Genomic DNA, 13,742 nt, shown 5'->3' on the forward strand with positions numbered 1-13,742 from the left:
TCACTGACCGTCCCTTCGCGTACGCCCCGATGGTCCTGGGGGCTACGATTTCATTTCGCGTTCGTCGTCAGTTCCGTCTCGCTGGTGTCGACGACGAAAATAGCAAGCAGACGAGCGCCTTCCGTCTTGCTGGCGTTTTCGCTGACGGCATGACGGTCGCCAGGGAATTCCGAGAAACTCTCGCCGGCGCGATAAGTCTTCACCGGCCCGTCATTGACCTGGCTTCGGATCGCCCCCTGCAGGACCGTGGCATAGATGAACGCGGATTTGGGATGGGTATGAGCCGGCGACGTACCCCCAGGCGCGTACTCGACGAGCACGGCTTTCATGCTCTTGCCGGGCACGTTTGGCAGAGCCTGGTCGTAGACAAGCTTCACGCTGGCGGCGTCATTGGCCATTGCTGCGGTGACGGAAGCGGCGGTGAGCGCGGCGCAGAGAAGTGTTTTGATCATGTCTGGTCTCCTTGTTGTGCGAATGGCGGGCCTATCCGATGATTACTTACTTCGGTGGTGTGTATCGGCTGAGCCAATCATCGAAACGCACGGCGCCGATGCGCGCGTTCTCGCCGGGCACCAGCGTTCGATCGTCGATTGCCACTTGGCCGTAGTAGAGCGCGCCGGGATCCGGGACGACTTTGCGCGGGTCCTTGGTGGCCTTCAGGAAGCGCTCGACAAGTTCGCTCATGCGAACACGCTCCGGGCCGGCAATTTCGATCATGCCGTTCAACGGCGCGGCAAGCGCGACGTCCGCCATCGCATCGGCAACATTATCAGCCGCCATGGGTTGGAAGTAGGCCGGCGACATATGAATGGTATCCCCGACGGCGCCCGTGTTTGCGATGGCGGCGGTGAATTCGAAGAATTGAGTGGCGTGAACGATGGTGTAGGGAATTCCGGACTCCCTGATCAGCTTTTCCTGAAGCAACTTGCCGCGGAAATAGCCCATGCCCTGCAGCCGGTCGGTACCGACGACCGACAGCGCCACGTGATGACGGACGCCGGCGGCCGTTTCGGCGGCAAAAAGATTACGCCCGGATGCCGAGAAGAACTCCAGGGCAGCCTTTTCCTCGAACGACGGCGAGTTCGCGAGGTCGATGACGACCTGCGCACCGGCAAGCGCGGCCGCCAGACCCTCTCCCGTAACGGTGTTGACGCCCGAATTCGGCGACGCCGCAAGTACGTCGTGGCCTTTGTTTCGCAGTCTCTCCACGGTCTTTGAACCGATCAGCCCGGTTCCGCCGATGACGACGATCTTCATGTCTGGTCTCCTGGTGTTGCGTGTCTATTTTCGTTGCTCGATCGGATGCTGGGCGTTTCCGGCCTGCTACTGACTGACCGATGCAGCAGCATCCTCGATGAGTGACGTGACCTCGTCGGGATGCGAAACCATGAGCGCGTGGGACGCACCTTCGATGACGACGGTCTTTACCGCGTGCGCACGCTTGGCCATGAAGCTCATGACGGCTGCCGGGATGTTGCGGTCATCCGAGCCGTAGATCATGTAGGACGGCAGCGTCTTCCATGAGGCGACGCCCGAGGCTTCAGCCAGAGCCGCCTGCGCAACAGGGCGTTGAGTGGCAGCCATCAGCAAAGTCTGCTCTTGCGGAACGTCGGCGGCGAACTGCGCGCGGAACTTGGCCGGCTCGATGAAGAGATCTTGTCCGCCGTCCGGCAACGCGACTGGAGCAAGCGCGCTCCCCAAGGTGCTACCGGGAAACATGCTGGACAACGTAAGGCTCGATTCGCCCGTATCGGGCGCGAAACCCGCCACGTAGACCAACGCCTTCACATTGGGATTGCCATTGGCGGCCTCGGTGATGACGGGCCCGCCATAGGAATGCCCCACCAGCACGACCGGCCCGGAAACCGACCGGACGATGGCTGAGACTGCTTTCGCATCGCTGGCAACGCCGCGGAGCGGATTAGCTGCGGCTTTCGCCACATAACCGTCTTTGCTGAGCTTGGTGATGACTGCATCCCAGCTCGACGATTCCGCGAAGGCGCCGTGCACCAGTACGATCGTCGGCTTGGGCTGAGAATTCGCGGCCTGCGCCATCCCGCCGCCCGACGCGGCAAGCGCTGCGGTGAGGGCCAGGACTCGAGTTATGTTTCGCATTTGCTTTCTCCCGTGTCGCCTGTGGTGACCAATGCTCAGGAGAATGCGCCGACGCGGCCCGCCAACCTATTGTGCGGAAGGGTCTGTCATACAATGCCAAGGTGCAGGGTAGGTCACCGGGGAGATCAGGTGCCCTGCAGCAAATTGAGGTATCTATGCCGGGTGTGCATTGTCGGCGGTCGCCGGAACAGACACTGAGGGCGCGCCGCAAAGCCTCCTCTCGTCAACGACATAGTCCCTGGCCTTCGGCCTGAATCGCCCAATGCCTTCGTATGGATCAAACAGCCGGACTGTCTGATCGTGTCGCTGCGTCACGACATTTATATTTGTATGGGTGAATACCATCCAAGCCATCAATGGAGTTACTGAAATGAAAATGACAGTCCTTGCTGTCGCCGTGCTTGTTATTACAGCAGGAAGCGCCACTGCCGGAAGCGACCACTATGGATCAAACGGATCCCAGCAGCCTGCGACTGCGTCTTACAACATGTATACATCCTCGATCAAGAAAATGAACAATGATATCGGGGTGCCGAAAACCGTACGCAAGCCGACTGTTCCCAACGATGAATATGGCTAGGGCATCTGGGGTCACTGATCCCGACCTACAGAAAATTGAAGGACCGGGGCGAGACCTCGGTCCTTCCGCCGTATCGGCGAGCCGACTTCTCTCTTGCGCGTCGATCCCTGCAATGCGACTTGCTGCTTACGTGGCTCAATTTGCGCCACGTCGACAAAACGTCTCGCCTCCGACCTATTTGGCGCGACTCGTGCGGCAGCTTCCCGGAAAATCGTCTTGAGGATGACCGATTGCTCAGCCATTTATTCGGAAGTCTATTGGCGCGACGACATCGCAGTCGTGGCTCAGAGCACTGCCATCCCGCCGTCGACCCGCAGATTGATGCCCGTTACGAAACTGCTCGCGTCCGAGGCAAGGAACAGGGCGGCTTTTGCCAGCTCTTCCGGCTGCCCCATCCGGCCCAGGGGTATTGCCCCTGCCATCGCCTTTTCAAACAGCCCGCGCTGCTCAAACGGTATGCCTAGCTTATCGAGAATAGCCGTATCCACCGGACCTGGGCTGAGCACGTTGACCCGGATGCCGCGAGACTTCAGTTCGATCGCCCAAGCGCGCGCAAAGGCATTTATGGCCGCCTTCGAGCCCGCGTAAACAGCATGACCGTCCAGAACCTTCTCGCTGGCCAGCGAGCCTGTGAGGATGATTGCGCCGCCATTCCGCATGATCGGAATCAGCTTCTGGACGCCGAAGAAGACGCCTCGCGTATTGACGGCAAATTGCGCATCATATTCCGCCTCGGAGACGTCGGCCGAGTGCGTGATGGTGTTTATGCCGGCGTTCGCCATATAGATGTCGAGCGCCCCGAACCTCTGACGGATCTGTTGCGCTACCTCGTCATGGTGCGACACCTCGGCCACATTTCCCTGAATGCCCAGCGCGCCTGCCCCGATCTGTGCGACCGCTTCCTCGACCGCCTGCCGCCGGCGGCCGGTAATGACGACTTGCGCGCCCTCGGCCGCAAAGATTTTTGCAGCCGATAGTCCGATCCCGCTGTTCCCGCCGGTGACCACCGCGATCTTGCCCGAGAGTACGCCCATTTCGTTCCTGCCTTCGAAAAATAGCGCCGGTGCTGCTGCGATAGTCGCAACTGCTGGCCAAGAAAATTTCACGCCTAATTGAGACCGCCAAAATGAGCGGCAATCGCAAACGGCTAGCGATTGATAAACTCCCGGTGCTTAGCCAGTTTGACGTCTTGGAGAGCGCTTTGGCCATCAAGGCAGAACAAGCGCGCGGCGGCGACCCCCGACAGCGCGACGTAGTGTCGAACGCCGGCGATCGCCTCCGGGCTGCACAGGCGCAGTTGCCCGAGTGGCAGCCGTGGCGCAGCATATGTTTCGCGCCCCTGCCAGCGCTCCAGCTCGATGGCGCAGTGGTTCGGTTCCACAATCCGGGACATGAGCCGACAGAAGCTATCCTTTGATGAAGGCGAGCAGGTCAGCATTGACCTGATCTTGGTGCGTGGCCGTGATCCCGTGGGGCGCGCCGGGGTAATAGATATCCTTTGCGCCTTTGATCAATCGGGCCGACTTGACTGCCGAGTCCTTGACGGGGACGATCTGGTCGTCTTCGCCATGCAGGACGAGGGTTGGTACGTCGAATTTCTTGAGGTCCTCGGTAAAATCGGTCTCGGAGAACGCCTTGACGCTTTCGTACGCGTTCACGAGACCCGCCTGCATGCTCCAGAGCCAGAACTGATCCAGAGTCCCCTGGGAAACCTTGGCGCCTGGCCTGTTCGCGCCATAAAACAACGGTGCGAGGTCCCGGTAGTACTGCGACCGATCCTTGACGAGGCCAGCCCTTATGCCGTCGAATACCTCGATCGGCAGGCCTTCCGGATTGGCCGGCGTCTTCACCATGATCGGCGGAACAGCGGCGATAAGAACAGCCTTGGCCACCCGCTTCGTCCCGTGCCGTCCGATATAGCGAGCAACCTCGCCTCCTCCGGTCGAATGGCCGACCAGCGTGGCGTTCCGGAGATCCAGCGCCTCGATCACGGCTGCAAGATCGTCCGCATAGCCGTTCATGTCGTTGCCGGACGTGGCCTGGCTCGATCGGCCATGGCCGCGCCGGTCATGCGCAACGACGCGAAAGCCGTTATGGGCAAGAAAGAGCATCTGGCCGTCCCAGGCGTCGGAATTCAGCGGCCAGCCGTGCGAAAACGTGACGACAGGACCCTTGCCCCAATCCTTGTAGTAGATTTCGGTGCCATCCTTGGTCGTGATGGTGCTCATCGTCTTGGTTCCTTTGATTGAGGGGGAAGAGGGAAGGTTTTGTTTTCGGCTCGTTGCCGAAGCAGCGCGGGGCAGTCCGGCGGCTGCCGTAGAGATCAGGCCTGCCAACATGACATCGCGGCGAGATCCGCCGACGGAGAAAAGTCCGTCTTTGTTCATCGTGTCCATCCATGTGCTTTGAACGTCCTGCTCACCATCACGACCGTCGAGTCGGCCTGAGCGGTCGCGTTCGGGGAGGAGCGAGCGAGGAGCGGTAGAAACGCGACGGTCGTGATGGCTTGCGAGGAACAGGATGCACCGATCCGGGCCGCGAACCTACTCTACGGAGGCATCTGTCATACGATGCCAAGGTGCAGGGCAGGCACGCCGAAGATAGGGCCGGGCTAAGGCAAGCTCTTATAGACACACGTCAATTAGGCTTGGGTAGCGGCGCGGGGACCGACGCGGCATGGCCGGCGTCAGTTGCTGTTGCATGAAATGTTGCGCGTTTTTCGGTCAGGCTGGCGCTGCCAAAGAGCGCCGCTCAGTAGTAACCGATGTTTGGCGCGGGCCTTGCCGCGAAACACCAAACAGGACCACCGATGTACATCAGGATCACCCGCAGCAGGACGAGCGTATCAACAGGCAGGAAGGCCTGGGCGCGCTGAGAAAGCACCTGAAATGGCCCGGCGCGCCGGGCGATCCTATTGGATGGGGCATGGATCGGCTTGTGCCAAATTCTAGACCTCGCGCATCGGCGCGGGCAGCGTTTCCCACGCCCGGATCAGCTCACCGATGGAAGCGGCTTCCATCTTGCGCATGACATTGCCGCGGTGAAGCTTGACCGTCACTTCACTGATGCCGAGGTCGAAGGCGATCTGCTTGTTGAGGCGCCCGCGCGCCACTTCACGCAGGACCTCGCGCTCGCGCGGCGTCAGCGTCTCGACGCGCTCGATGTTGCGCTTGACGATCACGGCATCCGCCCGCCGCTTGGCATCCACCGCAATGCCGGCGATCACAGCGTCAAGCAGCGTCTGATCCCGCACCGGTTTGGTGAGAAAGTCCACGGCGCCGGCCTTCATCGCCTGGACAGTCATCGGGATGTCGCCATGCCCGGTCAGGAAGATGATGGGTTTGGGGTTGCCGTTTTTCGCAAGATGGTGCTGCAGATCGAGACCGCTCGTCCCTGGCATGCGCACGTCGAGGATCAAGCAGCCGGGGCTCTCCAACACGTCGGCGTCAAGCAATTCACGGGTTGAGGTAAAGCACACCGGCAGGAAACCCGCCGACAGGATCAATTCAGACAGCGCCTCCCGAACAGAGGCATCATCATCGACAATAATGACCAGCGGCTGCTCGGCTTCAGCCCTTCGCTGCTGTGATGACGGCGTCGATCTCGGTAAGGGCAATTGGTCAACTCTCATGTTTAGCCTCCGTTTCTGGGTTGCGCAAAGCGTCGCCGATCGCCGCAAGCAGTGCCTGGCCATCGAACGGCTTGCGGAAAAGCCTGCCAATGCCCTTGGCGCGGTGCTGATCCACTATCTCGTGGCGGCCGGTGATCAGGAACACAGGCAGATCCGGACGCGCCTTCTTGACCAAGTCGCGAAGTTCAAAGCCGTCCATGCCGGGCATCCCGATGTCGGTGATAAGCATGTCCAATCCAGACAGGCCGCTGACCAGTAACGACCCTGCCGACGAGAAGCTGCGGGCCACATAGCCGGCGGACTCCAGAAGGTCCTCCAGCGACTCGAGCAGCCTTGGGTCATCGTCGACAATCGCCACGACAGGCCTCCGCTTGCTCACCCTCAGTTCCCCCCTGCCCGGCGCGAGTGCGTGATCGGTATTCCCAATCGCTCGGCGATGCGAACGAGGTCGGCGAGCGACGCCGCGACCATCTTCTGCATGACGTTCCTTCTATGAATTTCCAGCGTAACTTCGCTGATCCCCAGTTCAGCGGCCGCCTGCTTGTTGAGCAGACCGCTGACCACCAGCGGCAGCACCTCACGTTCGCGCGGCGTCAGCTCGAGATAACGTTGCTTCAACACGCCCAGCTCGGCGCGCTCCGATCGCTGTACCCGATCCTGGGCAATCGCCGCATGGATTGCGGCCATGAGGTCTGCATCGCTGAAGGGCTTAGTCAGGAAATCCACGGCGCCGTGCTTGATCGCACGCACCGAGGACGGGATATCGCCATGTCCCGTCAGGAAAACGATCGGTGGATGATCGCCCTCGGCAATCTGCCGCTGCAGATCGAGGCCGTTAATATCCGGCAACTCGATATCGAGGATGAGGCAGGCAGGGACGTCCGGCTTGTCAGCGCGGATATAATCGCCCGCCGATCCGAACGCTACGGCACACATGCCGTGTGCAGCCAGCAGCTCGCTGAGCGCCTCCCGAATGCGTTCATCGTCATCTACGATGAAGACAATTTGGCCGTCCGTCGTCATGACGCCGCTTTCGCTTCAATCGGCAACGTGAAGATAAACGTCGCTCCACGTGGTTCGTTCTTCTCGACCCATAAACGCCCGCTGTGCGACTCGATGATCGAACGGCAGATCGCTAGTCCCATGCCCATCCCTTGCTCTTTCGTGGTAAAGAACGGTTCGAATATCCGGTCGGGAAACTCGATGCCCCGGCCGCGATCTCTGACTTCGGTCTGGACAACATCCCCGATATGGCGCACGCGGATGCTGATGACTCCGTCATCCGCACCAGAGTCCATCGCCTCCATGCCGTTGCGGATGAGATTGACCAGAACCTGCTGGATTTGGACGCGATCGAACGCGACTAGCGGACTGTCGCTTCCGACATCAACGCTGGTGCGAACGCCCCGCCGCATCGCTTCCTCGGCCACGAGGTCGCGTGCCTCTGTGATGACACTGCTGAGCGTCGCATTGGTCCTCGTCTCGGTGGATTGCTTGAACAGCGCGCGGATGCGGCCGACGACGTCCGCCGCCGAATTGGCGTCCCGGATTATGCGCTCGGCCGTAATCTTCGCGCGTTCGACGTTCGGAGGGGCGGCGGACAGCCAACGGTGGCATGCATGGGAATTGGCGACGATCGCGGCCAGCGGCTGATTCACCTCGTGCGCGATCGAAGCGGAAAGCTCGGCGAGACTTGCAGCCTGAGTGGCTTGCGCGAGTTTGTCGGAGGCTTGTCGCAGCGCTTCCTGGGCGCGCACCTCTTCGTCGATGTCGAGGGAAACCCCGTACCATTGCACAACCGCCCCGTCTTCATCACGCCGCGGCTCCACCCTGCACTCCGCCCAGCGATAGCCATCTGTTTCGCGCCAGCGAAACCGCATCGCGGAACCGCCGCCTGTTTCGAAACAGCTCAGCAACGTGCGCAGCACCTCGGGAGCATCTTCGGGATGAACCAGTTCTTGCAGCAATTCCTCGATGCGCGGCTCTCCGAGTGTTTCGAAATTGGCGATGACGGCGCGGAAATGGTCCTGGTATCGCTTGTTGAAGTAGACCGGCCCGCCGGTCGGCACCGCGCTCCAAATGCGGACCGGCACAGCGTCGATCATCTGCTGAAGCTGCAATTCGCTCCGCCGCAGGGCCTCTTCGGCTTGCATCTGATCGTCTATGTCGTGACAGAGGCCGTACCACTGCGCGATCAGGCCAGCGTGATCGCGCATCGGCTCCGCCCGGCTCGACATCCAGTGATAGATGCCATCGGCGCGGCGCAAGCGATACCTCATGGAGAAGCGCTCACCGGTGGCGAGGCAGTGACTGAGCGTATCGCCGAATGCTGCTGCGTCGTCCGGATGGACGATGGCCGCTATCATCGCCGCCAGCCGGCTGATGCCCTGTTTGTCCAAATCCGTTACGTCAAGGCCGAGAAAGTCGACCATTCGCTTGTTGAAAAAGGTCGGCTCGCCGTCCGGCGTCAGGCGCCAAACGTGGCTCGGAACCATGTCGACAAGCTGTGAGAGCTCCCGCTCCCGGTCGCGCAATGCCTCCTGCGCGCGCACCTCATCGTCGATGTCGATGCTGGCCGTGTACCATTGCACGATCGTCCCACTCTGGTTCCGCAGCGGCTCGGCGCGGCCCTCCCTCCAGCGGTACACGCCGTCCGCGCGACGCAGGCGATACCTTATGGGATAGGGTTCGCCGGTGGCGAGCGAGCGGCTGAGCCATTCTCTCATCCTGGGTCCATCGTCGGGATGGACGGCTGCCGCGACCAAGGTCGCCAGGCGGCTCGTGCCCGGCTCGTCCCAGTCCGCGATGTCGTTGAGGCCGATATAGTCTGTCGTGCGCTTGCTGAAGAAGGTTGGTTCGCCGTTGGGCGCCATGCGGGCGATGTGAGCGGGGATCATTTCGACCAGCAACGAGAGTTCTCGCTCCCGCTCCCGCAAGGTCTCCACACTTTGGCGCAAAGTGAGCACCGCCGCCTGATGCTGCCTGGAAATGGCGGCCACGACGAGCGCCGAAAATGCAGAGATGGCCAGAAAAAGCTGCAGCATGATCTGGTTGTGCTTCTGGGACTCGGGATCGCCGGCAAATTGGCTGGCGCCGGATATCGTGAATACCGCCGTGATCAGAGCGAGGACGGTCAATGCTACGGCGGCGCCTCTGAACTCAAAACGCACCGCGGCCCAAAGAAGAGGCGGCATGATGATGTAGGCGAAGGGCAGATAGCCGCTCAAGGAAAGGGCGGCGATACCAAGAAAGATCAGCCCCAGGACGCAAGCTTCCATCCATCGCGCTGCCGAGAGCTGCGCTTTGCCGCGCCAGTTCTGGAACACGACCAGCGCCAGTGGCGCTACGATCAGGACTCCCGTCGCGTCTCCGATCCACCACAGCGGCCAAGCCGTCACAAAGGTTTGCGATTGTATGCCAAACCAAGCAAGCGCCGCACTTCCCACCGTTGCGCTTGCAACTGGCGCAATTCCAGCGGCCAGTACGACGAATGCGAGAACGTCCCGCAACGTTTCCAGCCGAACTGGGCGCTTGCAGGTCTGGTTCACAAGCCATGCGCCGGATACCGCTTCAAGAGCGTTGCCGGCAAAGATCAGGAAGGCTGCGGGCAGCGGAGTGTGGAACCACAAGAAGTTGCTGAACAGTTCTGCCACACAGGCCCCCAGCACCCACCACGGCCAGCTATACCTGGAGGCGAAGACAAGAGTAGCGATGAAAAGCCCGCTCGGAGGCCAAATGGAAATCCCTGTTCCAGGTATGATTGCGAGCGACTGGGCGAAGCCGCAGCCCAGGACATAGGCCGTAATAAAAAGCCCCAGATGCGGGAATTGGGGACGGTGCGACCAGACGCGCGACAACCTGCCTCTTTCAAGATCGCTGACCATGTTGCCGCGAATCAGGCCCGGTTCATTCGTCGCGAAAGGTCGGCCATTTCCCGGCGCGGATCGGTTCAAGTCATGCGCTAACGCGAGCGTTGCGCTGGAATCGGTCTCGCCAAGTGAGTTGGGCGCTATCGTCATCGGGTGCCCCTGACGGACAAACAAACTCTGGAGATTGTCGGCGCTTCGTGTAGCACTTGCTCTTGATAGCTGGACTGGGCTGACGGACTCACGTCGCCACCCTAATCCCGCCACGCCCCAACCGCACCTCATGGAAATCCATGCATTGCATGGGGCGGCGGCGCCCCTTCACCGAGAGCCGAAAAACCAAGCGCTTACTGAGCGCCGCCAGTTATTGCGCAGCTTTCGCTTCAACCGGGAGGGTGAAGATGAATATCGCCCCACGCGGCACGCTATTCTCCGCCCAAAGGCGTCCGCCGTGAGACTCGATGATCGAACGGGAGATCGCGAGCCCCATGCCCATTCCGTTCCCTTTCGTTGTAAAGAACGGCTCGAATATCTTGTTGGGACGTTCGATACCCGGGCCTCGGTCGCTGACCTCGGTCTGGATCGTGTCCTCTATCCGGCGCACGCGCATTCCGAGAACCTTGTCGCCCGCCGTGGTGTCCATCGCCTCCATGCCGTTGCGAATGAGGTTGACCAGGACCTGCTGGATCTGGACGCGATCGAACGCAACCAGCGGAAGGTCGCTTTCGACGTCGATGTCCATGCGAACGCGACGCCGCATGGCTTCCTCGGCCATAAGGTCACGTGCTTCGGCAACGACGCTGGGGATCGGCGTGCTGGTTCTCATTTCAAGCGAAGGTCTGAACAAGGCACGGATGCGGCTGACGACATCCGCCGCCGAGTTGGCATCGCGGATGATACGCTCGGCCGTGATCTTCGCGCGCTCGACGTTCGGGGGCTCGGCGGACAGCCAACGGTGGCATGCGTTGGAGTTGGCGACGATGGCGGCCAGCGGCTGGTTCACCTCATGAGCGATGGATGCGGAGAGTTCGGCAAGGCTCGCCGCCTGGCTCGCACGCGCAAGTCTCTCTTGTGCCAGCCGAAGCTCCTCTTGTGTCCGCACCTCATTTTCGATGTCGAGGCAGATAACGTTCCACTGCACTATGGCGCCTTCAGCGTTGCGCATCGGCGCGGCGCGCGTCTCGACCCAGCGATATTCACCATCGAAGCGCCGCAGACGGTGCCGTCGCGCATACGGCTCGCCTGTGGACAGACAATGGGCATATCTCTCTTTGACACCTGTCAGGTCGTCGGGATGAACACCGGCGTCGAGTGTGCCAGCCAGCCGGGACTTTCCCGCTTCGTCCAATTCCTCAAGATTGTATCCGAGGAATTCGCGGAGCTGCTGGCTGCGATATATCGGTTCGCCATCCGGCGCGGCGCAATCGATCATTGCCGGCAGCGTTTCAACGAGCTGCCAGAGAGCCCGTTCTCTCTCGCGCAGCGCCTCTTCGACGCGCAGCTGATCGTCGATGTCGTGCGTAAGGCCGTACCATTGGACGATGCGTCCACCCTGGTCCCGCAGCGGCTCCGCGCGGCCCTCCATCCAACGATAAACGCCATCGGCACGGCGCAGGCGATACTTCATGAAGAAGCGCTCGCCGGTGGCAAAGCAGCTGTCGAGTGCTTCCTTCAGGCTGGCTGCATCGTCGGGATGGACGACGGTGGCAATGAAGGCCGCCAGCAGGCTCGTGTCCGGCTTTTCCGCGTCCGCTATGTCCAGGCCGAGAAAATCTATCAGGCGCTTGTTGAAAAAGGTCGGCTCACCGTTGGGAGATAGCCGCCAGAGGTAGCTCGGAACCATGTTGACGAGTTGCGAGAGCTCTCGTTCCCGGTCGTGCAACGCGGCTTGCGTGGTCACCAGGTCATGGATGTCGACGCTCACGCCGTACCATTGGAGAATGCTGCCATCTTCGTCGCGCAGCGGCTCGGCGCGAGTCTCGGTCCAGCGATAGCCGCCGTCGGCCCGCCTCTGGCGATATCTCTGAACGTAAGGCACGCCCGTTGCGAATGAATGGCGGATCGCCTGTCGTGCGGTGTCGATATCGTCTGGATGGATCACGCTCAGCGACGGCGAGCCGTCCGGGGCGGTGATGTCGCGGAGCGTGGCCCCGGTTACATCGGTGAACCGTTTGTTGACGTAGGAAGGCGTCCCTTCCCGTGTCGTACTCCAGATCAAAGCGGGCACGGTGTCGATCAGCTGCTGAAGGCGCCGCTCACTTTTGCGCAACGCCGCCTGCGCGCGCACCTCATCGTCGATGTCGAGAGAAACCCCGTACCACTGCACGACCGTTCCATCGTCATCGCGTCGCGGCTCGACCCTGCACTCAGCCCAGCGATAGGTGCCGTCTTTTTCGCGCCAGCGAAACCGCATCGCGGAGCCGCCGCCAGTTTCGAAACACCTCAGCAACGTGCGCTGCACCTCGGGCGCATCTTCGGGATGAATCACCTCGTGCAGCAACGTTTCGATTCCCGGCTCGCCGAGCGCGTCAAAGTTCGCGATAACGGAGCGGAAATGGTCCTGGTATCGCTTGTTGAAGTAGACCGGCCCGCCGGTCGGCATCACACTCCAGATGCGGACCGGCACGGCGTCGATCATGTGCTGAAGTTGCTGCTCGCTCTGCCGCAACGCCGCTTCGGCGTGCATCTGATCGTCTATGTCGTGACAGAGGCCGTACCACTGGACGATGCGGCCAGCGCCATCGCGCATCGGCTCCGCCCGGCTCGACATCCAGCGATAGACGCCATCGGCACGGCGCAGGCGATAGCGCATGGCGAAGCTCGCACCGGTAGCGAAGCAACCACGAAGTGCATCGCCGAATGCTGCTGCGTCGTCCGGATGAACGGCGGCCTGTATCATCGCCGCCAGCCGGCTCATGCCCGGTCGGTCCAGATCCGCTACATCGAGGCCGAGAAAGTCGACCATGCGCCCATTGAAGAAGATCGGCTCGCCATCGGGATCGAGCCGCCAGATATGACTCGGGACCATATCCACGAGCTGCGAGAGTTCCCGCTCCCGGTCGCGCAATGCTGACTCGGCCCGCTTCTGGTCCTCAATGTCTATTGTCGTGCCGTACCATTGAACGATGCGCCCCTGGCTATCGCGAAATGGTCGTCCTGAGCTTCGAAACCAGCGATAGACGCCATCGGCGCGCCGCAGGCGATGCTCGGTATCATAGGGATCGCCGGTTTCGAGGCAATGCCGCCATCTGGCGGCTACAGGATCATAATCGTCGGGATGGACGGCTCGACGCCAGCCGAACTCGTCGTTGTCTTCGGAAGTGTTGAGACCCTCATGCGTGTTGCCGAGGAACGCCAGGGTGTTTGGGCTGACATAGGTGAATCTTCCGGCGGCATCGGCTGCCCACGCGTGGCCGGGCATGCTCTCAATGATTTGCAGCGCAAGCGTTGCTTCGGGGTCGATTTCGCCAAGTGAGTTGGACGCTGCTGTCATTGGCTTCTCCTGTCGGACAAAAAAGCCTGGGGACGGTCAGCGCTTGATATAGCACTT

At 61.2% G+C, this 13,742-nt stretch carries 12 protein-coding genes; 1 reads left to right on the forward strand and 11 read right to left on the reverse strand.

Features of this window, described 5'->3' with window-relative positions:
• Positions 1 to 50 precede the first annotated feature (50 nt).
• From NKJ81_RS07420 to NKJ81_RS07430, 3 genes are all read right to left on the reverse strand, one after another.
• Positions 51 to 452 (reverse strand): cupin domain-containing protein, encoded by a 402-nt coding sequence (locus tag NKJ81_RS07420; RefSeq protein WP_352470610.1) that lies wholly within the window; start codon positions 450 to 452, stop codon positions 51 to 53.
• A gap of 46 nt (positions 453 to 498) precedes the next feature.
• Positions 499 to 1,257: an SDR family oxidoreductase gene (locus NKJ81_RS07425; RefSeq protein WP_352470611.1), complete on the reverse strand. Its 759-nt coding sequence runs from the start codon at positions 1,255 to 1,257 to the stop codon at positions 499 to 501.
• 66 nt (positions 1,258 to 1,323) lie between these two features.
• Positions 1,324 to 2,115 carry an alpha/beta fold hydrolase gene (locus NKJ81_RS07430; RefSeq protein WP_352470612.1) on the reverse strand — a complete coding sequence of 264 codons (792 nt, stop codon included), beginning with the start codon at positions 2,113 to 2,115 and terminating at the stop codon, positions 1,324 to 1,326.
• Positions 2,116 to 2,485: 370 nt separating this feature from the next.
• On the opposite strand from NKJ81_RS07430, the gene NKJ81_RS07435 reads away from it, so the two are divergent.
• Positions 2,486 to 2,695, forward strand: a complete 210-nt coding sequence (locus NKJ81_RS07435; RefSeq protein ID WP_352470613.1) for a DUF680 domain-containing protein — start codon at positions 2,486 to 2,488, stop codon at positions 2,693 to 2,695.
• A 284-nt stretch (positions 2,696 to 2,979) separates the two neighbouring features.
• On the opposite strand, the gene NKJ81_RS07440 is transcribed toward NKJ81_RS07435, so the two are convergent.
• The 8 genes from NKJ81_RS07440 to NKJ81_RS07475 form a co-directional block, all read right to left on the reverse strand.
• Entirely contained in the window at positions 2,980 to 3,729 is a 750-nt protein-coding gene (locus tag NKJ81_RS07440) for a glucose 1-dehydrogenase (protein WP_352540089.1), read from the reverse strand.
• Between the two features lie 113 nt (positions 3,730 to 3,842).
• Positions 3,843 to 4,088 carry a hypothetical protein gene (locus NKJ81_RS07445; protein ID WP_352470615.1) on the reverse strand — a complete coding sequence of 82 codons (246 nt, stop codon included), beginning with the start codon at positions 4,086 to 4,088 and terminating at the stop codon, positions 3,843 to 3,845.
• Positions 4,089 to 4,101: 13 nt separating this feature from the next.
• Positions 4,102 to 5,082, reverse strand: coding sequence for an alpha/beta fold hydrolase (locus tag NKJ81_RS07450; RefSeq protein WP_502893737.1), 981 nt, complete (start codon positions 5,080 to 5,082; stop codon positions 4,102 to 4,104).
• A gap of 560 nt (positions 5,083 to 5,642) precedes the next feature.
• Positions 5,643 to 6,326 (reverse strand): response regulator transcription factor, encoded by a 684-nt coding sequence (locus tag NKJ81_RS07455; protein ID WP_031211078.1) that lies wholly within the window; start codon positions 6,324 to 6,326, stop codon positions 5,643 to 5,645.
• The gene (locus tag NKJ81_RS07460) at positions 6,316 to 6,705 is read right to left on the reverse strand and encodes a response regulator (RefSeq protein WP_352470617.1); all 390 of its coding nucleotides are present in this window, start codon (positions 6,703 to 6,705) and stop codon (positions 6,316 to 6,318) included. Before NKJ81_RS07460 ends, NKJ81_RS07455 begins: the two co-directional genes overlap by 11 nt.
• A 2-nt stretch (positions 6,706 to 6,707) precedes the next feature.
• Entirely contained in the window at positions 6,708 to 7,349 is a 642-nt protein-coding gene (locus NKJ81_RS07465) for a response regulator transcription factor (RefSeq protein WP_352470618.1), read from the reverse strand.
• Positions 7,346 to 10,183, reverse strand: a complete 2,838-nt coding sequence (locus tag NKJ81_RS07470; RefSeq protein ID WP_352540156.1) for a sensor histidine kinase — start codon at positions 10,181 to 10,183, stop codon at positions 7,346 to 7,348. Before NKJ81_RS07470 ends, NKJ81_RS07465 begins: the two co-directional genes overlap by 4 nt.
• Before the next feature lie 373 nt (positions 10,184 to 10,556).
• Positions 10,557 to 13,685, reverse strand: coding sequence for a PAS domain-containing protein (locus NKJ81_RS07475; RefSeq protein ID WP_352540090.1), 3,129 nt, complete (start codon positions 13,683 to 13,685; stop codon positions 10,557 to 10,559).
• Positions 13,686 to 13,742: the final 57 nt, after the last annotated feature.

The organism is Mesorhizobium sp. M0018 (assembly GCF_040323955.1).
Taxonomy (GTDB): Bacteria; Pseudomonadota; Alphaproteobacteria; order Rhizobiales; family Rhizobiaceae; genus Mesorhizobium.

Coding starts and splice junctions, on each gene's coding strand:
- NKJ81_RS07475 (WP_352540090.1), bottom strand. CDS start 13,685: ATGACAGCAGCGTCCAACTCACTTGGCGAAATCGACCCCGAAGCAACG.
- NKJ81_RS07465 (WP_352470618.1), bottom strand. CDS start 7,349: ATGACGACGGACGGCCAAATTGTCTTCATCGTAGATGACGATGAACGC.
- NKJ81_RS07420 (WP_352470610.1), bottom strand. CDS start 452: ATGATCAAAACACTTCTCTGCGCCGCGCTCACCGCCGCTTCCGTCACC.
- NKJ81_RS07425 (WP_352470611.1), bottom strand. CDS start 1,257: ATGAAGATCGTCGTCATCGGCGGAACCGGGCTGATCGGTTCAAAGACC.
- NKJ81_RS07430 (WP_352470612.1), bottom strand. CDS start 2,115: ATGCGAAACATAACTCGAGTCCTGGCCCTCACCGCAGCGCTTGCCGCG.
- NKJ81_RS07440 (WP_352540089.1), bottom strand. CDS start 3,729: ATGGGCGTACTCTCGGGCAAGATCGCGGTGGTCACCGGCGGGAACAGC.
- NKJ81_RS07450 (WP_502893737.1), bottom strand. CDS start 5,082: ATGAACAAAGACGGACTTTTCTCCGTCGGCGGATCTCGCCGCGATGTC.
- NKJ81_RS07455 (WP_031211078.1), bottom strand. CDS start 6,326: ATGAGAGTTGACCAATTGCCCTTACCGAGATCGACGCCGTCATCACAG.
- NKJ81_RS07435 (WP_352470613.1), top strand. CDS start 2,486: ATGAAAATGACAGTCCTTGCTGTCGCCGTGCTTGTTATTACAGCAGGA.
- NKJ81_RS07445 (WP_352470615.1), bottom strand. CDS start 4,088: ATGTCCCGGATTGTGGAACCGAACCACTGCGCCATCGAGCTGGAGCGC.